Origin of the sequence: Pseudomonas sp. NCIMB 10586, assembly GCF_023127895.1 — a bacterium.
GTDB classification, from domain to species: domain Bacteria; phylum Pseudomonadota; class Gammaproteobacteria; order Pseudomonadales; family Pseudomonadaceae; genus Aquipseudomonas; species Aquipseudomonas synxantha_A.
Genome location: NZ_SPKQ01000018.1, coordinates 338,509 through 359,429, shown reverse-complemented (window position 1 = coordinate 359,429; position 20,921 = coordinate 338,509). Strand labels below are relative to the sequence as shown.

The window sequence follows — 20,921 nt, the reverse complement described above, 5'->3', positions numbered from 1 at the left end:
GCCAGTGCATAAAGCGGTGGGCAGGAATACCCACCACTGGAACGCTGTGGCCCGCCCGTCACATCAACCGCTTACGCTCGCTGGAAGGCGCGATCCCAAGGGACTCACGGTACTTGGCGACGGTTCGACGGGCGACCTGAATACCTTGTGCCTCCAGTAAACCAGCGATCTTGCTGTCACTCAACGGCTTTTTCTGATTTTCCGCGGCAACCAGTTTTTTGATGATCGCGCGGATCGCCGTGGACGAGCATTCGCCGCCTTCGGAGGTGCTGACGTGGCTGGAGAAAAAGTATTTCAGCTCATAAATACCGCGCGGGGTATGCATGAATTTTTGCGTGGTTACCCGGGAAATTGTCGATTCATGCATGCCTACCGCTTCGGCGATATCGTGCAGCACCAGAGGCTTCATGGCTTCGTCCCCGTATTCCAGGAACCCGCGCTGGTGCTCGACGATCTGGGTGGCGACTTTCATCAGGGTTTCGTTGCGGCTTTGCAGGCTCTTGATGAACCATCGCGCTTCCTGCAACTGGTTGCGCATGAAGGTATTGTCGGCGCTGGTATCGGCGCGGCGCACAAAACCTGCGTATTGCGGGTTGACCCGCAGCCGTGGCACCGATTCCTGGTTCAACTCCACCAGCCAGCGCTCGTTGTCCTTGCGCACGATCACGTCGGGAACCACGTATTCGGCTTCGCTGGATTCAATCTGCGAACCGGGGCGCGGGTTGAGGCTTTGCACCAACTCGATGACCTGGCGCAAGTCGTCTTCCTTGAGCTTCATGCGGCGCATCAACTGGCTATAGTCGCGGCTACCCAGCAGATCGATGTAGTCGCTGACCAGGCGCTGGGCCTCGGCGAGCCATGGCGTCTTGGCAGGCAACTGGCGCAGTTGCAGCAACAGGCACTCGCTGAGCGTGCGGGCGCCGATGCCGGCGGGCTCGAATTGCTGGATGCGGTGCAGGACGGCTTCGATTTCGTCCAGCTCGATGTCCAGTTCCGGGTCGAAGGCTTCGAGGATCTCGTCGAGGGTTTCGTCCAGGTAACCCTGGTTATTGATGCAATCGATGAGCGTAACCGCGATCAGGCGATCAGTGTCCGACATCGGCGCCAGGTTGAGTTGCCACAGCAAGTGGCTCTGCAGGCTCTCGCCGGCCGAGGTGCGGGTGGTGAAGTCCCACTCGTCATCATCATTGCTCGGCAGGCTGCTGGCGCTGGTCTGGTAAACGTCTTCCCATGCGGTATCCACGGGAAGCTCGTTGGGAATGCGTTCGTTCCATTCGCCTTCTTCCAGGTTGTCCACCGTAGGGGCGGTTTCCTGGTAGGAGGGTTCCTGCACGTCGGGATTGGGTTTTTGCTCGATGTTGTCGGCCAGTGGGTCGGCATTGTCGAAGTCGTCGCCTTCTTCCTGGCGTTCGAGCATCGGATTGGACTCCAGGGCCTCCTGGATTTCCTGCTGCAGGTCCAGGGTCGACAATTGGAGCAGGCGGATGGCCTGTTGCAGCTGCGGTGTCATCGTCAGCTGCTGGCCCATTCTCAGGACTAGCGATGGTTTCATGGCAGGGGCTTAACACCTTATTCGCCGGCGCAATGCGCCATCCACGACAGGGCGCGTGAGCGCCAACATAAGCAAATTATATGCCTGATATCAGGGCCTTTGCCTAGAGCGCGGTAACAATAAAAAAACCAAGGTTTCTATTGACTCCTGCGCGCTCCGGCGAAAGGCGCGATACCACTCCGTCTACAGGCGGAACTCGTGACCCAGATAAACTTCCTTGACCAGTTCATTGGCCAGGATGGTCTCGGCGTCGCCTTCAGCAATCAACTGACCATCGTTGACGATATAGGCGGTTTCACAGATATCCAGCGTCTCACGGACGTTGTGGTCGGTGATCAGCACGCCAATACCCTTGGCCTTGAGGTGGTGAATGATCTGCTTGATATCGCCGACCGAAATCGGGTCAACGCCGGCAAACGGCTCATCCAGCAGGATGAACTTCGGTGCGGTGGCCAGGGCGCGGGCGATTTCCACGCGGCGGCGCTCACCACCGGACAGGCTCATGCCGAGGTTGTCGCGAATATGGTTGATGTGGAACTCCTGCAACAGGCTTTCCAGCTCTTTGCGGCGGCCGTCGCGGTCGAGTTCCTTGCGGGTCTCGAGGATCGCCATGATGTTGTCGGCTACCGACAGTTTGCGGAAGATCGACGCTTCCTGGGGCAGATAACCAATGCCGGCGCGTGCACGACCGTGCATGGGCTGGTGGCTGACGTCCAGGTCGTCGATCAATACGCGACCCTGATCCGCCTGGACCAGCCCGACGATCATATAGAAGCAGGTGGTCTTGCCGGCACCGTTGGGGCCGAGCAAGCCGACGATCTGGCCGCTGTCGATCGACAGGCTGACATCACGTACCACCTGGCGGCTTTTATAGGCCTTGGCCAGATGCTGGGCTTTCAGGGTTGCCATTACTCGGCCTTCTTCTTCGGCTGGATAACCATGTCGATACGTGGACGAGGTGCGGTGACCTTGTTGCCATTGGCGCGACCGGCCTGAGCGACCTGGGTCTTGGTGTTGTAGACGATTTTCTCGCCTTCGGTCGAGTTACCGTCGGCGCTGAGCACTTTGGCCTGATCGATCAGTACGATGCGATTTTGCTGGGCATGGTATTGAATGGTCTTGCCGTAGCCTTTCATCGGGCCTGGGTCTTCTGCCTTTTGCTTCTGTTCGAAGTAAGCCAGGTTGCCCACCGAGGTCACGACATCGATATCGCCGGCCTGGGTACGCGTCAAGGTCACCGTATTACCGGTGATCTTCATCGAACCCTGGGTGATGATGACGCCGCCGGTGTAGGTGGCAACACCTTGCTTGTCATCGAGCTGCGCATCGTCAGCCGAGATGTGGATCGGTTGCTGGCTATCGTTCGGCAGAGCCCAGGCGCTCACGCTTCCCAGTGCTGCGCCCAGACCGAGCAAAATAGGGAGGGTTTTAACGAGCCTCATACTGTCCTCTTACGTTCGATAGCAGGTGTATCCTGCTTTCTTTCAAATACGCTTTCATTCCCTTGCCAGTCGATACACCGCCAGCGCCGTCGATTCTAACGTCTTGCTCGGTCTGCGCATATTGCTTCTGTGGGAATACCGTCATGCGACTGCTGGTAATGATGGTGTCGCGGTTCTGCGCGTCTGTACGTGCGACGCGGACCGAGTCGATCAGTTCAACTTCGGTGCCGTCCGGGTTGACCTCGCCACGCTTGCTGGTGACATGCCACGGGAATTCGGTGCCGCGATACAGGTTCAGGTCCGGATTGGTCAGCAGGCTGACTTCAGAGGCCTTCAAGTGCTCGACCTTGTCCGACGTCATTTCATACTGCACCTTGCCGTCTGGCAGGAACTGAATGCTGTAGGCGTTGGTGGCGTAATAGTCGATAACACCTTCGTCAACCTGCGCAACAGGCTTGTCGAGAAAGCGCTCCGGGCTGATATTCCAGTAGCCCACCGCCAGGAACAGCGCGGCAATGACCCCGAATAGCAGGAAGTTGCGAATCTTTTTGCTCAGCATATAACGCTCTATAGGTAGGCGGCGTGGGCCGCTTCAAGGCTGCCCTGGGCACGCAGGATCAACTCGCAGAACTCGCGGGCAGCACCTTCGCCGCCACGGGCTGTGGTGATGCCATGGGCGTGTTCGCGCACAAACGCCGCGGCATTCGCGACCGCCATGCCCAGGCCCACCCGGCGAATCACCGGCAGGTCGGGCAGGTCATCACCCAGATAGGCGACTTGTTCATAGCTTAGGTTGAGTTGGCCAAGAAGCTCGTCCAGCACCACCAGTTTATCCTCGCGGCCCTGATACAGGTGAGCAATTCCGAGGTTTTGTGCGCGGCGTTCCACAACCGGCGTCTTTCGACCACTGATAATCGCCGTTTGCACACCCGCCGCCATCAACATCTTGATGCCCTGGCCATCGAGCGTATTGAATGTCTTGAATTCGCTGCCGTCTTCGAGAAAGTACAGGCGGCCGTCGGTCAGCACGCCGTCAACGTCGAAAATCGCCAGCTTGATGTTTTTACCGCGTTGCAACAGATCGCTGGTCATTTACATCACTCCTGCGCGCAGCAAGTCGCCAAGGTTAAGGGCTCCGATCGGTCGATCATCGTTATCGACGACGATCAGCGCGCCGATCCGGTGGTCTTCCATGATTTTCAGCGCTTCAGCCGCGAGCATTTCAGCGCGGGCGGTCTTGCCGTGGGGTGTCATCACCGCGTCGATGGTGGCGGTGTGAATATCAATGGTGCGGTCCAGGGTGCGGCGCAGATCACCGTCGGTGAATATCCCGGCCAAGCGTCCGTCGGTCTCCAGGATTGCCGTCATGCCGAGGCCCTTGCGGGTCATTTCCATCAGCGCATCCCTGAGCAGGGTACCGCGTGGAACGCTTGGCAGTTCGGCGCCCGAATGCATGACATTTTCCACTTTCAGCAGCAAGCGACGCCCGAGGGCACCGCCTGGATGGGAAAATGCGAAGTCTTCTGCGGTAAACCCGCGGGCCTCCAGCAGCGCCACCGCCAGGGCATCGCCCATGACCAGTGCGGCGGTGGTGGAGGAAGTCGGTGCCAGGTTCAACGGGCAGGCCTCATGGGCCACGTGCACGTTGAGGTTGACGTCGGCGGCCTTGGCCAGGGTCGATTCCGGGTTGCCCGTGAGGCTGATCATCTGGATGCCCAGGCGCTTGATCAACGGCAACAGGGTCACGATTTCGTTGGTGGTGCCGGAATTGGACAGCGCCAGAATCACGTCATCCTTGGTGATCATGCCCATGTCGCCGTGGCTGGCTTCGGCCGGATGCACGAAAAAAGCGGTGGTCCCGGTGCTTGCCAGGGTGGCGGCGATCTTGTTGCCGATGTGGCCGGATTTACCCATGCCGACCACGACAACGCGGCCCTTGCTGGCCAGGATCATCTCGCAGGCGCGCACGAAATCCGCGTTGATATGGGCCAGCAAGCCTTCTACGGCTTCAAGCTCTAGGCGGATGGTGCGTTGTGCGGATTGAACAAGTTCGCTGGATTGGCTCATGTCTGAAATCGTATAGCCTGACGAAAAGGCGGCGATTATAGCGGTAATGATCAATTCCCTCACGTAAGTTCGTCAGGCTTTGTGCGCGAAGTTCCAGCCAATCACCTTCGGTAACGGTTATTCCCTGTCCTAAATCTGAACGAGCGCTGTTCCGGCCTTGGGGGCGCCGCACCAGCGGTGATATAGTTCGCCGCCAGTTCGGTCCGCCTAACCCATGTGCCTAATTATTGCGCATCCGTTGCAAACCAAAGTCGCACACATGGTGTCTGAGTGAAAGGCTGCATCCCAAGGAGATTAGATGAGTGCCGATAACGCCTACGCGGTCGAGCTGAAGGGCCTTACCTTCAAGCGCGGTTCGCGCAGCATCTTCAATAACGTCGATATTCGCATTCCTCGCGGCAAGGTCACGGGCATCATGGGGCCTTCCGGTTGCGGCAAGACCACCCTGTTACGCCTGATGGGCATGCAATTGCGCCCCAGTGCCGGCGAAGTGTGGGTCAACGGCCAGAACCTGCCGACGCTGTCGCGCAGCGATCTGTTCGATGCGCGCAAGCATATGGGCGTGCTGTTCCAGAGCGGCGCGCTGTTTACCGACCTCGATGTTTTCGAAAACGTGGCGTTCCCGCTGCGGGTACATACCCAGCTGTCCGATGAAATGATTCGTGACATTGTGTTGCTGAAGCTGCAGGCCGTTGGCCTTCGCGGTGCCATCGACCTGATGCCGGACGAATTGTCCGGCGGTATGAAGCGCCGTGTCGCCCTGGCGCGGGCCATTGCCCTCGACCCGCAGATCCTTATGTACGACGAGCCATTCGTGGGGCAGGACCCGATCGCCATGGGTGTGCTGGTGCGTCTGATCCGCCTGCTCAATGATGCATTGGGTATCACCAGCATTGTGGTCTCCCACGATCTGGCCGAAACCGCGAGCATCGCCGACTACCTGTATGTAGTGGGTGATGGCCAAGTGCTGGGGCAGGGTACGCCTGAAGAGCTGATGAACGCCGATAACCCGCGTATCCGCCAATTCATGACCGGCGATCCCGATGGCCCGGTGCCTTTTCACTTTCCGGCAGCGGACTACCGCTCAGATCTTCTGGGGAAGCGCTGATGCGCAAGACATCTCTTATCGAAAAGGTTCGCCTTTTCGGTCGCTCGGGCATCGACATCATCGAAGTCCTGGGGCGTTCGACCATTTTCCTGTTCCACGCCTTGCTGGGCCGCGGCGGCATCGGCGGGGGCTTCGGCCTGCTGCTCAAGCAGCTGCACGCAGTGGGTGTGATGTCCCTGGTGATCATTGTGGTCTCCGGGGTGTTCATCGGCATGGTGCTGGCGCTGCAGGGCTTCAACATCCTGTCCAGCTACGGCTCGGAGCAGGCGGTAGGCCAGATGGTGGCCTTGACCCTGCTGCGTGAGCTCGGCCCGGTGGTCACTGCCTTGCTGTTCGCGGGGCGTGCAGGTTCGGCGCTGACCGCCGAAATCGGCAACATGAAGTCCACCGAGCAACTGTCCAGCCTGGAAATGATCGGTGTGGACCCGCTCAAGTACATTGTTGCCCCGCGCCTGTGGGCCGGCTTCATTTCCCTGCCATTGCTGGCGATGATTTTCAGCGTGGTGGGTATCTGGGGCGGTTCGTGGGTGGCGGTTGACTGGTTGGGCGTCTATGACGGTTCCTACTGGGCCAACATGCAAAACAGCGTGACCTTCACCGGTGACGTGCTCAACGGCATCATAAAGAGCATTGTCTTTGCCTTTGTGGTGACGTGGATTGCCGTATTCCAAGGCTATGACTGCGAGCCCACCTCAGAAGGGATCAGTCGTGCCACTACCAAGACCGTTGTGTACGCCTCGCTGGCGGTACTGGGCCTTGACTTCATTTTGACCGCCTTGATGTTTGGAGATTTCTGATGCAAAACCGCACTGTGGAGATCGGTGTCGGCCTTTTCTTGCTGGCTGGCATCCTGGCTTTACTGTTGTTGGCCCTGCGAGTCAGCGGCCTGTCGGCCAGCCCCACCGCCGATACCTATAAACTTTACGCGTATTTCGACAATATCGCCGGTTTGACGGTCAGAGCCAAAGTGACCATGGCCGGCGTTACAATCGGCAAGGTCACGGCAATCGATCTGGACCGCGACAGCTTCACCGGGCGAGTGACCATGCAGGTGGACAAGAAGGTAGATAACCTGCCGACCGACTCCACGGCATCTATCCTCACTGCGGGGCTACTGGGCGAGAAATACATCGGTGTCAGCGTGGGCGGGGAAACAGCCTTGCTCAAGGATGGCTCTACAATCCACGACACACAGTCGTCGTTGGTACTTGAAGACCTGATCGGTAAATTCCTGCTCAATACGGTCAATAAAGACGCTAAATGAGGAATCTGTTCATGATCTCTACCTTGCGACGTGGCCTGCTGGTACTGCTTGCAGCGTTGCCGCTGATGGCCAATGCGGCAGGTTCTGCGCACGATTTGGTGCAGGACACGACCAGCAGGATGCTGGCCGACCTGAAGGCCAACAAAGAGCAGTACAAGCAAGACCCTTCCAGGTTCTACGAAGCACTCAACACGATTGTTGGCCCGGTGGTCGATGCCGAAGGTATTTCCAAAAGCATCATGACGGTCAAGTATTCGCGCAAGGCAACCCCGGCGCAGATGCAGACGTTCCAGGAAAACTTCAAGCGTGGTCTGTTCCAGTTTTACGGCAACGCTCTGCTGGAATACAACAACCAGGGCATCGTCGTTGACCCTGCCAGGGAGGAGTCGGGCGACCGTGCCGAGGTCGGGATGAAAGTCTCGGGCAGCAATGGCGCGATCTATCCGGTGTCCTACACCCTGACGAAAATCAACGGTGAATGGAAGCTGCGCAACGTGGTCATCAACGGCATCAACATCGGCAAGCTGTTCCGTGACCAGTTCGCCGATGCGATGCAGCGCAATGGCAATAACCTGGACAAGACCATCAATGGTTGGGCCGGTGAAGTGGCCAAGGCCAAGGAAGAGACCGACAAAGCTGCCGGGAAGCCTGCGCAATGACCGAGGCGGCTGTTCGTATCGGCGACGCCGGCGAGCTGTTGCTCAGCGGCGTGCTCGATTACCGTACCGGGCCTGACCTGCGCAAGCAGGGCCAGGCGCTGATCAAGGCCAGCAAGGCGCCCGAAGTGGTACTCGATTGCTCGGCGGTGACCAAGTCCAGCAGTGTCGGCCTGTCGTTGCTGCTGTGCTTCATGCGCGATGCCGAAGCGGCAAAAAAGCCGCTCAGTATCCGTGCCTTGCCTGAAGACATGCGCGAGATTGCCGAGGTTTCCGGCCTGACCGAGCTGTTGGCACATCCTTAATACACATTTATCAGAAAAGCCCCCCGTCAGAGTCCTGCTATGCGGGGTTCGCAGGCGCGGGGCTTTTTTGTATGATGTGCGACCCGTGCGCACTGGGCGCCGATAGAGGTTGAGCATGCAGGCCCTAGAAGTTAAGAGCTTCCTTGAAGGAAAGCTGCCGGAAACGACTGTTGAAGTTGAAGGCGAAGGCTGCAATTTCCAGCTGAACGTGATTAGCGATGAACTGGCGGCATTGAGCCCGGTCAAGCGTCAGCAGCAGATCTATGCCCATTTGAACCCGTGGATCACCGATGGCAGCATCCATGCGGTCACTATGAAATTTTTCAGCCGCGCGGCCTGGGCCGAGCGCACCTGAGCCCCCAAGGCGTCGAGATTCTTATGGATAAATTGATTATTACCGGCGGTGCCCGCCTTGATGGCGAGATCCGCATTTCCGGTGCGAAAAACTCCGCCTTGCCGATCCTGGCAGCGACCCTGCTGTGCGATGGCCCGGTGACTGTAGCCAACCTGCCGCACCTGCACGACATTACCACCATGATCGAGCTGTTCGGCCGCATGGGCATTGAGCCGGTGATCGACGAGAAGCTGGCCGTCGAAATCGACCCGCGCACCATCAAGACCCTGATCGCACCGTACGAACTGGTGAAAACCATGCGTGCGTCGATCCTGGTGCTGGGCCCGATGGTTGCTCGTTTCGGCGAAGCCGAGGTGGCCTTGCCTGGCGGTTGCGCCATTGGTTCGCGTCCGGTCGACCTGCACATCCGTGGCCTTGAGGCCATGGGCGCAGTCATCGACGTCGAAGGCGGCTACATCAAGGCCAAGGCGCCGGAAGGCGGCCTGCGTGGCGCGAACTTCTTCTTTGATACCGTCAGTGTGACCGGTACCGAAAACATCATGATGGCCGCTGCTTTGGCCAACGGCCGCAGCGTGCTGCAAAACGCTGCGCGTGAGCCGGAAGTGGTCGACCTGGCCAATTTCCTGAACGCCATGGGCGCGAAGGTTTCCGGTGCTGGCACTGACACCATCACTATTGATGGTGTAAAGCGTCTGCACACCGCCACCTACAAAGTCATGCCTGACCGCATCGAGACCGGTACCTACCTGGTTGCCGCTGCCGTGACCGGTGGCCGCGTGAAGGTCAAGGACACCGATCCGACCATCCTTGAAGCCGTCCTGGAAAAACTCAAGGAAGCCGGCGCAGAGATCACCACCGGCGAAGACTGGATCGAGCTGAACATGCACGGCAAGCGGCCAAAAGCCGTCAACGTGCGTACCGCTCCATACCCGGCGTTCCCGACCGACATGCAAGCGCAGTTCATCTCCCTGAACGCCATTGCCGAAGGCACCGGTGCCGTGATCGAGACCATCTTCGAAAACCGCTTCATGCACGTGTACGAACTGCACCGCATGGGCGCCAAGATCCAGGTCGAAGGCAACACGGCCATCGTCACCGGCATCGACAAGCTCAAGGGCGCGCCAGTAATGGCTACCGACCTGCGTGCTTCCGCCAGCCTGGTAATCTCGGCACTGTGCGCCGAAGGCGACACCCTGATCGACCGCATCTACCACATAGACCGTGGCTACGAGTGCATCGAAGAAAAACTGCAGATGCTCGGCGCTAAAATCCGCCGCGTACCGGGCTAACCCCCACTGCCCTGTAGGGGTGAGCAAGCTCGCTCCTACACACTGGTTTGTTTCAAATCGAGGCTGTCATGGCCTCGATCTGTGTCTGGCACTGTTTGTGACCGGACAGCAATAGCCTGATGAAGGACTGACGTTCCCATGTTGACCATCGCACTGTCCAAGGGCCGCATCCTTGACGACACGTTGCCGCTTCTGGCTGAAGCGGGCATCGTGCCGACCGAGAATCCGGACAAGAGCCGCAAGCTGATCATCCCCACGACCCAGGACGACGTTCGCCTGCTGATCGTGCGGGCTACCGACGTGCCGACCTACGTTGAACATGGTGCCGCCGACCTCGGTGTCGCGGGTAAGGATGTGCTGATGGAATACGGTGGCCAGGGCTTATATGAGCCACTGGACCTGCGTATCGCGCTGTGCAAGTTGATGACCGCTGGCCGTGTCGGTGATGTCGAGCCCAAGGGCCGTCTGCGAGTGGCGACCAAGTTCGTCAACGTCGCCAAGCGCTACTACGCCGAACAGGGCCGCCAGGTCGATATCATCAAGCTCTACGGCTCGATGGAGCTGGCACCGCTGATCGGCCTGGCCGACAAGATCATCGACGTGGTCGACACCGGCAACACCCTGCGCGCCAACGGTTTGGAGCCACAGGATTTCATCGCCGACATCAGCTCTCGCCTGATCGTCAACAAAGCTTCGATGAAGATGCAACACGCCCGTATCCAGGCGTTGATCGACACCCTGCGCAAGGCAGTGGAGTCTCGACACCGCGGTTGACTCACCCGCGTAGCCCAAAGGCTGCGCCCGTCTATCCGCCTCATAGCCAGAATTCTCAGGTGCCCAAGCGGAAACGACTGCTAGTTTAGGGCGCCTGAGTTTTTGCCAATTCTATTGAGGCCCTCGCTATGACCACGTCCACTGCAATTGCCCGACTCAACGCTGCCGACCCGGATTTCGCCCATCATCTGGATCATCTGCTGAGCTGGGAAAGCGTGTCCGACGATTCGGTCAACCAGCGGGTGCTCGACATTATCAAGGCCGTGCGCGAGCGCGGTGATGCGGCGCTGGTGGGCTTCACCCGTCAGTTCGACGGCCTGGACGTCAAGTCGATGGCGGACCTGATCCTGCCCCGCGAGCGCCTTGAGCTGGCCCTGACGCGTATCACCGCGCCCCAGCGCGAAGCCCTGGAAGTCGCAGCGGCGCGGGTACGCAGCTACCACGAAAAGCAGAAGCAGGACTCCTGGAGCTACACCGAAGCCGATGGCACCGTACTGGGCCAGAAGGTCACGCCGTTGGACCGTGCCGGCCTTTACGTGCCGGGCGGTAAAGCCTCTTATCCGTCGTCCGTGTTAATGAACGCGATTCCGGCCAAAGTGGCGGGCGTCACTGAAGTGGTCATGGTGGTGCCGACCCCTCGTGGTGAAATCAACGAGCTGGTGCTGGCTGCCGCCTGCATCGCGGGTGTCGACCGCGTGTTCACCATCGGTGGCGCCCAGGCCGTCGCGGCCTTGGCCTATGGCACCGAAAGCGTGCCGAAGGTCGACAAGGTTGTTGGCCCAGGCAACATCTACGTCGCCACCGCCAAGCGCCATGTGTTCGGCCAGGTCGGCATCGACATGATCGCCGGCCCTTCGGAAATTCTGGTGGTGTGTGACGGCCAGACCGATCCGGACTGGATCGCCATGGACCTGTTCTCCCAGGCTGAGCACGACGAAGATGCCCAGGCGATCCTGGTCAGCCCCGATGCCGAGTTCCTCGACAAGGTCGCCGCCAGCATCAATAAGCTGCTGCCGACCATGGAGCGTGCCGAAATCATCGAGAAGTCGATCAATGGCCGCGGCGCACTGATTCTGGTGCGTGATATGGAGCAAGCCATTGAAGTGGCCAACCGCATCGCGCCGGAACACCTGGAGCTGTCCGTAGCGGACCCGCAAGCCTGGTTGCCGTCGATTCGTCACGCCGGTGCGATCTTCATGGGGCGTCACACCAGCGAAGCCCTGGGCGACTACTGCGCCGGGCCTAACCACGTGTTGCCGACCTCCGGCACTGCGCGTTTTTCATCGCCGCTGGGGGTGTATGACTTCCAGAAGCGTTCGTCGATTATCTTCTGCTCGCCACAAGGTGCTTCCGAGCTGGGCAAGACTGCCTCGGTGCTGGCCCGTGGTGAATCCCTCAGCGCTCACGCACGCAGCGCTGAATACCGCATCGTCAAGGGAGAGTAAGGCATGAGCAAATTCTGGAGCCCTTTCGTCAAGGACCTTGTGCCTTACGTACCCGGTGAGCAACCGAAGCTGACCAAGCTGGTCAAGCTCAACACCAACGAAAACCCATACGGCCCATCGCCCAAGGCATTGGCAGCGATGCAGGCCGAGTTGAACGACAACTTGCGCCTGTACCCGGACCCCAACAGCGACCTGCTTAAACAGGCAGTGGCCAGGTATTACGGAATCGACGCCGGGAAGGTATTCCTGGGCAACGGTTCCGATGAAGTCCTGGCGCACATCTTTCATGGCCTGTTCCAGCACGATCTGCCACTGCTGTTCCCGGATATCAGCTACAGCTTTTACCCCGTCTATTGCGGCCTCTACGGCATCAAGTACGACGCGCTGGCGTTGGACGAGCAGTTCCAGATTCGCGCATCTGACTATGCCAGGCCCAACGGCGGGGTCATCTTCCCCAACCCTAACGCACCCACCGGCTGCGTACTGGCGCTGGATGCGGTGGAGCAGATCCTCAAGGCCAGCCCGGATTCGGTGGTGGTGGTCGACGAAGCCTACATCGACTTCGGTGGCGAAACCGCCATCAGCCTGGTGGACCGTTACCCGAACCTGCTGGTGACCCAGACCCTGTCCAAATCGCGCTCACTGGCCGGTTTGCGTGTGGGCCTGGCCGTGGGTCATCCGGACCTGATCGAGGCGCTGGAGCGGGTCAAGAACAGCTTCAACTCCTACCCGCTGGATCGCCTGGCGATTGTTGGCGCGGCGGCGGCGTTCGAAGACCGTGAATACTTCGAGCAGACCTGCCAGATGGTGATCGACAGCCGCAACAAGGTGGTCGCGCAACTGGAAGGCAAAGGGTTTGAAGTGTTGCCCTCGGCGGCGAACTTCATCTTTGCGCGCCACCCACGGCATGACGCTGCTGGATTGGCAGCCAGGTTGCGTGAGCAGGGGGTTATCGTGCGGCACTTCAAGCAGGAGCGGATTGCCCAGTTCCTGCGGATCAGTATCGGTACGCCTGAGCAGAACCAGGCGCTGATTGATGGGCTCGGCGAGCTCTAAGCCACGCAGAAACCAAATGTGGGAGGGGGCTTGCTCCCGATAGCGGAGTGTCAGTCAACAGTTGTATTGACTGAGACACTGCCATCGGGAGCAAGCCCCCTCCCACATTGGTTTTGTGTCGATGGTTAGATCAGCGGCTCATCCGGCTTCTTGTTCTTCCAGCCATCATTGCCCGGCAGCAACAGGTTCAAACCAATCGCCACCACGGCACACAGGGCGATGCCCTTGAGGCCGAAATCGTCCGGGCCGGTGCCGGTGCCGACCAGCACACCGCCAATCCCGAATACCAGGGTTACCGACACAATCACCAGGTTGCGTGCTTCACCCAGGTCGATCCTGTGGCGAATCAGCGTGTTCATCCCCACCGCGGCAATCGAGCCGAACAGCAGGCACAGAATCCCGCCCATCACTGGCACGGGGATGCTCTGCAGCAGTGCGCCGAACTTTCCGATAAACGCCAGGCTGATGGCAAACACTGCCGCCCAGGTCATGATTTTCGGGTTGTAGTTCTTGGTCAGCATCACTGCGCCGGTCACCTCGGCGTAGGTGGTGTTCGGCGGGCCGCCAAACATGCCGGCAGCCGTAGTGGCGATACCGTCACCCAGCAAGGTGCGGTGCAGGCCGGGCTTTTTCAGGTAGTCGCGACCGGTCACGCTGCCCACCGCAATCACACCGCCGATATGTTCGATCGCCGGGGCCAGGGCCACCGGGACGATAAACAGGATCGCCTGCCAGTTGAACTCCGGCGCGGTAAAGTGGGGCAGGGCGAACCACGGCGCAGCCGCGATCTTTGCGGTGTCGACCACGCCAAAATAGAACGACATGGCAAAGCCCACCAGCACGCCGGAGATGATCGGCACCAGGCGGAAAATACCTTTGCCGAACACGGCCACGATCAAGGTGGTCAGCAGCGCGGGCATCGAGATCAGCATCGCCGTCTGGTAATGGATCAACTCGGCTCCGTCGCCGGACTTGCCCATGGCCATATTGGCGGCAATCGGCGCCATGGCCAGGCCGATCGAGATGATCACCGGGCCGATGACCACCGGTGGCAGCAGCCGATCGATAAAGCCGGTGCCCTTGACCTTCACGGCCAGGCCCAGGAACGTATAGACGAAACCGGCCGCCATCACCCCGCCCATGGTCGCCGCCAGGCCGAATTGGCCTTTGGCGAGGATGATCGGGGTGATAAACGCGAAGCTCGATGCCAAAAATACCGGCACCTGCCGCCCTGTCACCACCTGGAACAGCAATGTGCCCAGGCCGGCGGTGAACAGTGCGACGTTTGGATCAAGACCTGTGATCAGCGGCATCAACACCAGCGCGCCAAATGCTACGAAGAGCATCTGTGCGCCAGACAGGATCTGGCGCCAAAGCGGGTCGTTGAATTCATCCTGCATGTTCACGCGTCCTTCTGCTTGGTGCCGAAGATCTTGTCACCGGCATCGCCAAGGCCTGGGATGATGTAGCCGTGTTCATTCAGGCGCTCATCAATGGATGCGGTGTAGATCTGCACATCCGGATGGGCTTTCTCGACGGCGGCGATGCCTTCGGGCGCGGCCACCAGCACCATGGCACGGATGTCCCGGCAGCCGGCTTTTTTCAGCAGGTCGATGGTCGCGACCATGGAGCTACCGGTGGCGAGCATCGGGTCGATGATCATGGCCAGGCGCTCGTTGATTTCCGGAACGAGCTTCTCCAGGTAGGTATGGGCCTGCAGTGTTTCTTCATTGCGGGCAACGCCCACGGCGCTGACCTTGGCGCCCGGGATCAGGCTGAGTACACCTTCGAGCATGCCGATACCGGCGCGCAGGATAGGGACGACGGTAATTTTCTTACCGGCGATTTTTTCCACTTGTACGGGACCGGCCCAACCGGGGATCTCGTAGGTTTCCAGGGGTAAATCCTTGGTGGCTTCGTAAGTCAGCAGCGCTCCGACTTCCTGAGCAAGCTCACGGAAATTCTTCGTGCTAATGTCGGCACGGCGCATAAGGCCGAGTTTGTGTCGGATCAGCGGGTGGCGGATCTCGCGAGTGGGCATGGGAAAGGCTCCGGCGGCGGGCAAAAAAACCGGCCTAGATTAATCTATCCGAGAGTGTTGTCCTATAGACATCAAGTACGTTAGTCCATAAAGGCTTGATTGGAGCGCACGAGAAGCGTACCTTCGCCCGCTTTTCTTGCCACAGCACCCCCTTGGAGAGCGCCATGTCTGCTGATCTCGAGCATATCCGTCAAATCATGCACGAGGCTGACTGCCTGTACACCGAAGCGCAGGTCGAAGCAGCAATCGCCAAGGTCGGCGAGCACATCACCCGCGAAATGGCCGACACCAACCCGGTGGTCTTTTGTGTGATGAACGGTGGCCTGATCTTCGCCGGTAAATTGCTCACCCACCTGCAATTCCCACTGGAAGCCTCTTACCTGCACGCCACCCGTTATCGCAACGAAACCAGCGGCGGCGATCTGTTCTGGAAGGCCAAGCCGGAAGTTTCGTTCATTGACCGCGATGTGCTGATCATCGATGACATCCTCGATGAAGGTCATACCCTGGGCGCGATCATCGATTTCTGCAAACATGCCGGCGCGCGCAAAGTGCATACCGCTGTGTTGATCGATAAAGACCACGACCGCAAGGCCCGCCCTGAATTGAAAGCCGATTTTGTTGGGCTGCCTTGCGTCGACCGCTATATCTTCGGGTATGGCATGGACTACAAAGGCTACTGGCGTAACGCCAATGGCATCTTTGCCGTTAAAGGAATGTAATCGATGGCCCGCTTTCTTGATCAGACCCTGTTTGCCGAATTGGCCGAGAAAGCGGCCGCCAGCCCCCGTGGCCGATATCACCATAATTTCCATCAGATGGAAGAACCTTGCCATCGCTTGGCTGTGGCCCTGCAACCGAGCACATATGTACCGCCCCATCGTCACCTGAGTGCCGACAAGGCGGAGACCTTGCTGGTGCTTCAGGGGGCCCTGGGTCTGCTGATATTCACCGAAACGGGTGAAGTGATTGCCAAGCGCGTGATGCAGGCGGGTGGTAAGTGCGCCGGTGTCGACTTGCCGCCGGGCGTATTCCATGGCCTGGTGGTGCTGGAGCCTGACACTGTGATGTTCGAATGCAAGGCCGGGCCTTATCGACCGGTGGGTGAGGGGGAGCTGGCTGATTGGGCGCCGCGAGAAGGTGATGCCGGTGTGGCTGACTACCAACGCTGGATGCTTGCCCAGTTCGATTGAGCCCCTCCCACATCCTGCGTCGCGCAGGTAGACTTCAAACCCCGTGTAAATGTCTGCAGGCTGGAGTCGGTAATGCGTAAAGATAAGAAACAGGTGATTGGCGACGAGATCGGTGACGACCAAATCAAGTTGTTCCTGGACTTCGAGCCGGTTGATGCGACTTCGCCGTCCCTGCACAAACTGATCAAGGCCTATCGCGGCCTGCGTATCGACGACTTCGAGCGTTTCCTGGGCTTTTTCCAAGAAGCAGGCCTGGACCTGGATGGCCAGGACGAGCATGGCCAGACCTTCGTTGACCTGATCAAGGACCAGCGCAACGCCGCCGAGTACATCGAGCTGATCGAAAAAGCCCGCGGCTGATTATCCGAGCCACAAAAAAACGCCCCGAGGGGCGTTTTTTTTTGCATTCAAACCTTAAGCGTAGCTTTGGGCTTCGTTGCTTGGCTCCACCAGCTCAAGGCTGATGTTGTTCTGCGTGTTGATCTTGCGATACAGCTCGGCATCCGTCTCCAGGACCTTTTCCCGCGCCGGGAAGATCTCGTGCAGCTTGCTCGCCCATTCACCGGCAGCCTTCTGCGGGAAGCAGCGTTCAATCAGCTCCAGCATGATCGATACGGTCACCGAGGCACCCGGAGATGCGCCCAGCAGCGCCGCGAGCGAACCGTCCTTGGCCGCCACCAGCTCGGTGCCGAATTGCAGCACGCCGCCTTTCTTCGGGTCTTTCTTGATGATCTGCACCCGCTGGCCGGCCACTTCCAGGCGCCAGTCTTCGGCTTTTGCCTCGGGGTAGAAGCGACGCAGGGATTCCAGGCGCTGCTCCATGGATTGGCGCACTTCGCTGACCAGGTACTTGGTCAGATCCATGTTGTCGCGGGCCACGGCCAGCATCGGGCCAATATTGCCAGCGCGAATCGACATCGGCAGGTCAAGGAACGAGCCGTGCTTGAGGAACTTGGTGGTAAAGCCTGCGTATGGCCCGAACAGCAGCGACTTCTTGCCATCCACCACGCGGGTGTCCAGGTGCGGCACGGACATGGGCGGCGAACCCACGGCAGCCTGGCTGTAGACCTTGGCCTGGTGCTGTTTGACCACTTCCGGGTTGTCGCAACGCAGCCACTGGCCACTGACCGGGAAACCGCCGAAGCCTTTGCTTTCTTCGATGCCCGAGGCTTGCAGCAGCGGCAGGGCCGCACCACCGGCGCCGAGGAACACGAACTTGGCGTCCACTTCGCGGCTGTTGCCGCTGTTGACGTCCTTGATGCTCACGGTCCAGCCGGCGCCGTTACGCTTGAGGCCGGTGACGCGCTTGCAGTATTTGACCTGGGCATCCGGCGAACTGGTCAGGTGGCTGAGCAACTGATTGGTCAGGGCGCCGAAGTTGACGTCGGTGCCGTTCATCACGCGGGTCGCGGCGATTTTTTCGTCAAGCGGGCGGCCCGGCATCATCAGCGGCATCCACTCGGCCATTTCGCTGCGGTCTTCGGTGTAGTGCATGTCCGAAAACGCGTGGTGCTGGCTGAGGGTCTCAAAGCGTTTCTTGAGGAAGGAAACGCCTTTGTCGCCCTGCACGAAGCTCAGGTGCGGGACCGGGCTGATGAACGACTTGGACGAGCCAAAGGTGCCCTTCTTGGTCAGGTACGCCCAGAACTGTTTCGACACCTCGAACTGGGTGTTGATGTGCACGGCTTTCTTGATGTCGATGGAGCCATCGGCGGCCTGTGGCGTGTAGTTCAGCTCACACAGCCCGGCGTGGCCGGTACCGGCGTTGTTCCACGGGTTGGAACTCTCCGCGGCACCCGAATCCATCAGCTCAACGACTTCCAGCTTGAGGCCGGGGTCAAGCTCCTTGAGCAGTACGGCCAGGGTGGCACTCATGATGCCGGCCCCTACCAGAACTACGTCGACTGCTTCGTTATGCGCCATTTAACGCGTCTCCAAAATCTGCAGCACCAAATTGACGGCATGGCTGCCAGGAGTGACGGGGCGGTTCACGTGTTGCCCCAGGTTACCCATGGCCAGGATCGCCATGTCCGTTTCGCAATTCTTTGCAACTTCAGCACACGCTTCCTGCCGGGCTAATCTGCCTATGAACGCATTCATGGGCGCCTGTGGCAATTCGACTTATGGTCAAAGCGTGCGATTCGTGCAACCAATCCGTAGCGGACAGGCTCAAGCTCCGGTTTTTGAGGAAGGCTCGATCCTGTGTAATTGGGCTGCCCCAGACGCTGATGGTGCTTGTACAAACGCCAAACTATTCATTTGCTCGCCACACTCTTGTGAAGTTGTGAAAACCCGTTTTTTCACGCTCTTTTGAAGACGTGAACCTCAAAAAAGGGCTGCCCCAGTCTGGCACCTGGCCCGTAAACCTCTGCCGACATGCGGCAAAACGGGCAAACAACACAAGTGGCCGAGCGCAATGGCAGCTCTGGCAGATCCGATAAAGGCGGGGTGGTTTGCAAAGGAAACAGCAAGCACGCCAGCTTCACTTGATCTGTGTGGGCGGCTCTCTGTGGGCGATTTTGGGGCTAATGCCTGGGCATTAACGATGCTGCGGGGCCCGATCAGGAGACGTCCTTATAATCGGGGGGAGATTGTAGCGAAGAACGCCAAGGAAATGGGCGTGTTTTATGACTTTTATTCGGGTCCCGGTCAGGAGGCCAACGCTTGCCGGTGTTGTGCGCGAAAAACCTGCGGCTTGACCCGGGCGCTGGCCGGCAGAGGGCGGTGCATCCAGCCCAGATGAGTCTCGGTCACTTCCACCCAGCCTTCACCGACGGGCGGCAGGCTGCATTGCTTGAATGCCTGGCAATGGCCCTGGGCGTCGAGCAGGGCGAAGTGGCGGTGACGGGTGTGTGACATGAACAGTGTCTTGAGAAGGCGCATGGCTGTGTACCTGGTGTGTTACATGCTTGAAGATTGCCAGTGTGGCATGACACTGCGGTGACCAATTTATGCGAATTTGTAATTTGCCCATGGCTTCAGCCACCGTTCAGGATTGCTGGTGAGTGGCGTGCGTGCACCGTTATACTGGCGACCTGTCTGCACCTAGTCCTGGAGAAATGAGTATGTTGCAACGCCTGTTGTTCGGTTTGATCACTGTGACCAGTTTGACCCTGGTTGGCTGCGCCAACAGCCCGCAACAACTCAGCCCGCAACCTAAAGTCACCGCGCCGTTGGCTGCGGTAGGTCATGGCCAGCCGGTGTCGGTACGTGTGGTCGACGGTCGTCCGTCGCCAACCCTGGGCTCGCGTGGCGGCCTGTATCCGGAGACTGCGCTGATTTCGGTGACCGGCCAGGATGTGCTGCCCAAGCTGCAGGCCCAGGCTGAAGCCGCTGTGCGCTTGCTGGGCTTTACACCGACCAACTCGCCAGGTGTGCCGCAACTGACCGTGACCCTGGCCGAGCTGAAGTACCAGTCGCCCAAAGAGGGGCTGTATGTGACCGAAGCCTCCATCGGTGCGACCTTCAAGTCTGACGTCAGCGCCGGTACCCGTCGCTACAGTGGCCGCTACGCCGCATCGCTGAATCAGCGCTTCGGCATGTCGCCCAACCAGGAAACCAACACCAAGCTGGTCAGCGATGTGCTCAGCGATGCCCTGACCCGCCTGTTCAAGGACCCAAGCATCGGCCAGTTGCTCAGTTCGCAATAAACCGTGCACAAAAAACCGGGCTCAGTGATGAGCCCGGTTTTTTTATGCCCGTGGTTTGGTCATGCCGCCGTATCGACATAGAAGTCCAGCACACTCACGCCGGTGAGCAAATCCAGTTCCGGCAAGTCCGCATGTTGGTGGCCGCCGAGGGCGCAATACACCAGCCAGTGGCGATCCTGGACGTTGAACGCAAGGCTGCCGACCAGCGCCTCTTGCTCATCGTTTGGGGCGATCAGATACAGCCGATCCTGGTTTTGCGCGTGCAACATGACTTACTCCTCAAGCGTCGAAGGGCAACAGAGTGGCTTGTTAAGGTGACGTTCAGGTGACGCTGTAAATTACTGGATACATTAGCCGTCAACGGAGAAGGAGCATTAAAGGCGCAGGAGGCGACTATCGTTCAGGTTGGTATCTGGACTGATATCCGAATACTGATTCGCCGAGGTTTGCGATGGCGCTGCTCATCAATGCTGTTGCCCTGTTGGTTGCCTGCTCGGGCGCCTTGGTGCTGTTTATCACCCGCCTGCATGCGCAACGTGCGATGGCTGAACTCGCCATGCGTAGTGAAGAGCGTGCTATCGACCAGCCGATGCTTTTTCTGGATACGCACACCGAACGGGCGCATCGTCAGGCTTACCGTGTGGGGGTCGGCTGCCTTGGCTTGGCCCTGGCCGCCTCCTGGCTCAGCACCCATTTCTAATTCCACTGCAAAACCAAATGTGGG

At 59.2% G+C, this 20,921-nt stretch carries 26 protein-coding genes; 15 read left to right on the top strand and 11 right to left on the bottom strand.

Going from position 1 to position 20,921, the window contains the following annotated elements; genetic code table 11:
* Positions 1 to 58 precede the first annotated feature (58 nt).
* From E4P01_RS09590 to E4P01_RS09565, 6 genes are all read right to left on the bottom strand, one after another.
* The gene (locus E4P01_RS09590; RefSeq protein WP_005784839.1) at positions 59 to 1,552 is read right to left on the bottom strand and encodes an RNA polymerase factor sigma-54; all 1,494 of its coding nucleotides are present in this window, start codon (positions 1,550 to 1,552) and stop codon (positions 59 to 61) included.
* A gap of 183 nt (positions 1,553 to 1,735) precedes the next feature.
* Positions 1,736 to 2,461, bottom strand: a complete 726-nt coding sequence (gene lptB, locus E4P01_RS09585; RefSeq protein ID WP_005784841.1) for an LPS export ABC transporter ATP-binding protein — start codon at positions 2,459 to 2,461, stop codon at positions 1,736 to 1,738.
* Positions 2,461 to 2,994 (bottom strand): lipopolysaccharide transport periplasmic protein LptA, encoded by a 534-nt coding sequence (gene lptA / locus E4P01_RS09580; RefSeq protein WP_057701587.1) that lies wholly within the window; start codon positions 2,992 to 2,994, stop codon positions 2,461 to 2,463. The genes lptB and lptA overlap by 1 nt, the downstream gene beginning before the upstream one ends.
* Positions 2,981 to 3,553: an LPS export ABC transporter periplasmic protein LptC gene (gene lptC, locus E4P01_RS09575; RefSeq protein WP_057701586.1), complete on the bottom strand. Its 573-nt coding sequence runs from the start codon at positions 3,551 to 3,553 to the stop codon at positions 2,981 to 2,983. Before lptC ends, lptA begins: the two co-directional genes overlap by 14 nt.
* Before the next feature lie 8 nt (positions 3,554 to 3,561).
* Entirely contained in the window at positions 3,562 to 4,086 is a 525-nt protein-coding gene (locus tag E4P01_RS09570) for an HAD family hydrolase (RefSeq protein ID WP_005784847.1), read from the bottom strand.
* Positions 4,087 to 5,061, bottom strand: coding sequence for a KpsF/GutQ family sugar-phosphate isomerase (locus tag E4P01_RS09565; protein WP_032877777.1), 975 nt, complete (start codon positions 5,059 to 5,061; stop codon positions 4,087 to 4,089).
* Between the two features lie 298 nt (positions 5,062 to 5,359).
* Here E4P01_RS09565 and E4P01_RS09560 point away from each other — a divergent pair, with 298 nt between their 5' ends.
* The 10 genes from E4P01_RS09560 (at position 5,360) to hisC (ending at position 13,313) form a co-directional block, all read left to right on the top strand.
* Positions 5,360 to 6,169 carry an ATP-binding cassette domain-containing protein gene (locus E4P01_RS09560; RefSeq protein ID WP_005784851.1) on the top strand — a complete coding sequence of 270 codons (810 nt, stop codon included), beginning with the start codon at positions 5,360 to 5,362 and terminating at the stop codon, positions 6,167 to 6,169.
* The gene (gene mlaE / locus E4P01_RS09555) at positions 6,169 to 6,966 is read left to right on the top strand and encodes a lipid asymmetry maintenance ABC transporter permease subunit MlaE (protein WP_005784853.1); all 798 of its coding nucleotides are present in this window, start codon (positions 6,169 to 6,171) and stop codon (positions 6,964 to 6,966) included. The genes E4P01_RS09560 and mlaE overlap by 1 nt, the downstream gene beginning before the upstream one ends.
* On the top strand, positions 6,966 to 7,433 hold the full coding sequence (gene mlaD, locus E4P01_RS09550; protein WP_005784855.1) for an outer membrane lipid asymmetry maintenance protein MlaD: 468 nt from the start codon (positions 6,966 to 6,968) through the stop codon (positions 7,431 to 7,433). Before mlaE ends, mlaD begins: the two co-directional genes overlap by 1 nt.
* An 11-nt stretch (positions 7,434 to 7,444) precedes the next feature.
* Positions 7,445 to 8,092 carry an ABC transporter substrate-binding protein gene (locus E4P01_RS09545; RefSeq protein ID WP_032877773.1) on the top strand — a complete coding sequence of 216 codons (648 nt, stop codon included), beginning with the start codon at positions 7,445 to 7,447 and terminating at the stop codon, positions 8,090 to 8,092.
* Complete coding sequence (locus E4P01_RS09540; RefSeq protein WP_216090751.1) at positions 8,089 to 8,394, top strand: STAS domain-containing protein; 306 nt, start codon at positions 8,089 to 8,091, stop codon at positions 8,392 to 8,394. The genes E4P01_RS09545 and E4P01_RS09540 overlap by 4 nt, the downstream gene beginning before the upstream one ends.
* Before the next feature lie 115 nt (positions 8,395 to 8,509).
* Positions 8,510 to 8,749, top strand: coding sequence for a BolA family protein (locus E4P01_RS09535; protein WP_003188597.1), 240 nt, complete (start codon positions 8,510 to 8,512; stop codon positions 8,747 to 8,749).
* Between the two features lie 23 nt (positions 8,750 to 8,772).
* Positions 8,773 to 10,038, top strand: a complete 1,266-nt coding sequence (murA, locus tag E4P01_RS09530; RefSeq protein WP_032877771.1) for a UDP-N-acetylglucosamine 1-carboxyvinyltransferase — start codon at positions 8,773 to 8,775, stop codon at positions 10,036 to 10,038.
* Between the two features lie 138 nt (positions 10,039 to 10,176).
* Complete coding sequence (gene hisG / locus E4P01_RS09525; RefSeq protein WP_003188599.1) at positions 10,177 to 10,812, top strand: ATP phosphoribosyltransferase; 636 nt, start codon at positions 10,177 to 10,179, stop codon at positions 10,810 to 10,812.
* Between the two features lie 128 nt (positions 10,813 to 10,940).
* Positions 10,941 to 12,257: a histidinol dehydrogenase gene (gene hisD, locus E4P01_RS09520; protein ID WP_216090752.1), complete on the top strand. Its 1,317-nt coding sequence runs from the start codon at positions 10,941 to 10,943 to the stop codon at positions 12,255 to 12,257.
* A 3-nt stretch (positions 12,258 to 12,260) separates the two neighbouring features.
* Positions 12,261 to 13,313: a histidinol-phosphate transaminase gene (hisC, locus tag E4P01_RS09515; protein WP_216090753.1), complete on the top strand. Its 1,053-nt coding sequence runs from the start codon at positions 12,261 to 12,263 to the stop codon at positions 13,311 to 13,313.
* Between the two features lie 125 nt (positions 13,314 to 13,438).
* Here the strand turns inward: hisC and E4P01_RS09510 are convergent, their stop codons facing one another.
* Positions 13,439 to 14,713: a uracil-xanthine permease family protein gene (locus E4P01_RS09510; RefSeq protein ID WP_005784866.1), complete on the bottom strand. Its 1,275-nt coding sequence runs from the start codon at positions 14,711 to 14,713 to the stop codon at positions 13,439 to 13,441.
* A gap of 2 nt (positions 14,714 to 14,715) precedes the next feature.
* Positions 14,716 to 15,354 carry a uracil phosphoribosyltransferase gene (upp, locus tag E4P01_RS09505; protein WP_003188608.1) on the bottom strand — a complete coding sequence of 213 codons (639 nt, stop codon included), beginning with the start codon at positions 15,352 to 15,354 and terminating at the stop codon, positions 14,716 to 14,718.
* 164 nt (positions 15,355 to 15,518) lie between these two features.
* Between upp and E4P01_RS09500 the strand changes: the two genes are divergently transcribed.
* The 3 genes from E4P01_RS09500 to E4P01_RS09490 all read left to right on the top strand — a co-directional run bounded on the left by E4P01_RS09500 (position 15,519) and on the right by E4P01_RS09490 (position 16,907).
* Positions 15,519 to 16,076, top strand: a complete 558-nt coding sequence (locus E4P01_RS09500; protein ID WP_005784869.1) for a hypoxanthine-guanine phosphoribosyltransferase — start codon at positions 15,519 to 15,521, stop codon at positions 16,074 to 16,076.
* A gap of 3 nt (positions 16,077 to 16,079) precedes the next feature.
* On the top strand, positions 16,080 to 16,547 hold the full coding sequence (locus tag E4P01_RS09495; protein ID WP_032877765.1) for a WbuC family cupin fold metalloprotein: 468 nt from the start codon (positions 16,080 to 16,082) through the stop codon (positions 16,545 to 16,547).
* A 72-nt stretch (positions 16,548 to 16,619) separates the two neighbouring features.
* Positions 16,620 to 16,907: a PA4642 family protein gene (locus E4P01_RS09490; RefSeq protein ID WP_078820296.1), complete on the top strand. Its 288-nt coding sequence runs from the start codon at positions 16,620 to 16,622 to the stop codon at positions 16,905 to 16,907.
* A gap of 54 nt (positions 16,908 to 16,961) precedes the next feature.
* Here E4P01_RS09490 and mqo read toward each other — a convergent pair whose 3' ends face one another.
* Both mqo and E4P01_RS09480 read right to left on the bottom strand, forming a co-directional pair.
* Positions 16,962 to 18,470, bottom strand: a complete 1,509-nt coding sequence (gene mqo, locus E4P01_RS09485; protein WP_078820297.1) for a malate dehydrogenase (quinone) — start codon at positions 18,468 to 18,470, stop codon at positions 16,962 to 16,964.
* Between the two features lie 726 nt (positions 18,471 to 19,196).
* Complete coding sequence (locus tag E4P01_RS09480) at positions 19,197 to 19,430, bottom strand: hypothetical protein (RefSeq protein WP_005784877.1); 234 nt, start codon at positions 19,428 to 19,430, stop codon at positions 19,197 to 19,199.
* 182 nt (positions 19,431 to 19,612) lie between these two features.
* On the opposite strand from E4P01_RS09480, the gene E4P01_RS09475 reads away from it, so the two are divergent.
* Positions 19,613 to 20,197, top strand: a complete 585-nt coding sequence (locus E4P01_RS09475) for a YajG family lipoprotein (RefSeq protein ID WP_078820298.1) — start codon at positions 19,613 to 19,615, stop codon at positions 20,195 to 20,197.
* A 59-nt stretch (positions 20,198 to 20,256) separates the two neighbouring features.
* Here the strand turns inward: E4P01_RS09475 and E4P01_RS09470 are convergent, their stop codons facing one another.
* Positions 20,257 to 20,466, bottom strand: coding sequence for a hypothetical protein (locus E4P01_RS09470; RefSeq protein ID WP_005784881.1), 210 nt, complete (start codon positions 20,464 to 20,466; stop codon positions 20,257 to 20,259).
* Between the two features lie 182 nt (positions 20,467 to 20,648).
* On the opposite strand from E4P01_RS09470, the gene E4P01_RS09465 reads away from it, so the two are divergent.
* Positions 20,649 to 20,897, top strand: coding sequence for a hypothetical protein (locus tag E4P01_RS09465; protein ID WP_216090754.1), 249 nt, complete (start codon positions 20,649 to 20,651; stop codon positions 20,895 to 20,897).
* Positions 20,898 to 20,921 lie beyond the last annotated feature (24 nt).

Excerpts from the sequence above, each read along its gene's own strand:
- E4P01_RS09495 (WP_032877765.1), top strand. The coding sequence starts at position 16,080 with ATGGCCCGCTTTCTTGATCAGACCCTGTTTGCCGAATTGGCCGAGAAA.
- E4P01_RS09540 (WP_216090751.1), top strand. The coding sequence starts at position 8,089 with ATGACCGAGGCGGCTGTTCGTATCGGCGACGCCGGCGAGCTGTTGCTC.
- hisG (WP_003188599.1), top strand. The coding sequence starts at position 10,177 with ATGTTGACCATCGCACTGTCCAAGGGCCGCATCCTTGACGACACGTTG.
- E4P01_RS09510 (WP_005784866.1), bottom strand. The coding sequence starts at position 14,713 with ATGCAGGATGAATTCAACGACCCGCTTTGGCGCCAGATCCTGTCTGGC.
- E4P01_RS09480 (WP_005784877.1), bottom strand. The coding sequence starts at position 19,430 with ATGCGCCTTCTCAAGACACTGTTCATGTCACACACCCGTCACCGCCAC.
- E4P01_RS09565 (WP_032877777.1), bottom strand. The coding sequence starts at position 5,061 with ATGAGCCAATCCAGCGAACTTGTTCAATCCGCACAACGCACCATCCGC.
- E4P01_RS09590 (WP_005784839.1), bottom strand. The coding sequence starts at position 1,552 with ATGAAACCATCGCTAGTCCTGAGAATGGGCCAGCAGCTGACGATGACA.
- mlaD (WP_005784855.1), top strand. The coding sequence starts at position 6,966 with ATGCAAAACCGCACTGTGGAGATCGGTGTCGGCCTTTTCTTGCTGGCT.
- E4P01_RS09535 (WP_003188597.1), top strand. The coding sequence starts at position 8,510 with ATGCAGGCCCTAGAAGTTAAGAGCTTCCTTGAAGGAAAGCTGCCGGAA.
- lptA (WP_057701587.1), bottom strand. The coding sequence starts at position 2,994 with ATGAGGCTCGTTAAAACCCTCCCTATTTTGCTCGGTCTGGGCGCAGCA.
- hisC (WP_216090753.1), top strand. The coding sequence starts at position 12,261 with ATGAGCAAATTCTGGAGCCCTTTCGTCAAGGACCTTGTGCCTTACGTA.
- hisD (WP_216090752.1), top strand. The coding sequence starts at position 10,941 with ATGACCACGTCCACTGCAATTGCCCGACTCAACGCTGCCGACCCGGAT.
- lptB (WP_005784841.1), bottom strand. The coding sequence starts at position 2,461 with ATGGCAACCCTGAAAGCCCAGCATCTGGCCAAGGCCTATAAAAGCCGC.
- mlaE (WP_005784853.1), top strand. The coding sequence starts at position 6,169 with ATGCGCAAGACATCTCTTATCGAAAAGGTTCGCCTTTTCGGTCGCTCG.
- E4P01_RS09465 (WP_216090754.1), top strand. The coding sequence starts at position 20,649 with ATGGCGCTGCTCATCAATGCTGTTGCCCTGTTGGTTGCCTGCTCGGGC.
- mqo (WP_078820297.1), bottom strand. The coding sequence starts at position 18,470 with ATGGCGCATAACGAAGCAGTCGACGTAGTTCTGGTAGGGGCCGGCATC.
- E4P01_RS09500 (WP_005784869.1), top strand. The coding sequence starts at position 15,519 with ATGTCTGCTGATCTCGAGCATATCCGTCAAATCATGCACGAGGCTGAC.
- E4P01_RS09490 (WP_078820296.1), top strand. The coding sequence starts at position 16,620 with ATGCGTAAAGATAAGAAACAGGTGATTGGCGACGAGATCGGTGACGAC.
- E4P01_RS09475 (WP_078820298.1), top strand. The coding sequence starts at position 19,613 with ATGTTGCAACGCCTGTTGTTCGGTTTGATCACTGTGACCAGTTTGACC.
- upp (WP_003188608.1), bottom strand. The coding sequence starts at position 15,354 with ATGCCCACTCGCGAGATCCGCCACCCGCTGATCCGACACAAACTCGGC.
- lptC (WP_057701586.1), bottom strand. The coding sequence starts at position 3,553 with ATGCTGAGCAAAAAGATTCGCAACTTCCTGCTATTCGGGGTCATTGCC.
- E4P01_RS09570 (WP_005784847.1), bottom strand. The coding sequence starts at position 4,086 with ATGACCAGCGATCTGTTGCAACGCGGTAAAAACATCAAGCTGGCGATT.
- E4P01_RS09545 (WP_032877773.1), top strand. The coding sequence starts at position 7,445 with ATGATCTCTACCTTGCGACGTGGCCTGCTGGTACTGCTTGCAGCGTTG.
- E4P01_RS09560 (WP_005784851.1), top strand. The coding sequence starts at position 5,360 with ATGAGTGCCGATAACGCCTACGCGGTCGAGCTGAAGGGCCTTACCTTC.
- murA (WP_032877771.1), top strand. The coding sequence starts at position 8,773 with ATGGATAAATTGATTATTACCGGCGGTGCCCGCCTTGATGGCGAGATC.
- E4P01_RS09470 (WP_005784881.1), bottom strand. The coding sequence starts at position 20,466 with ATGTTGCACGCGCAAAACCAGGATCGGCTGTATCTGATCGCCCCAAAC.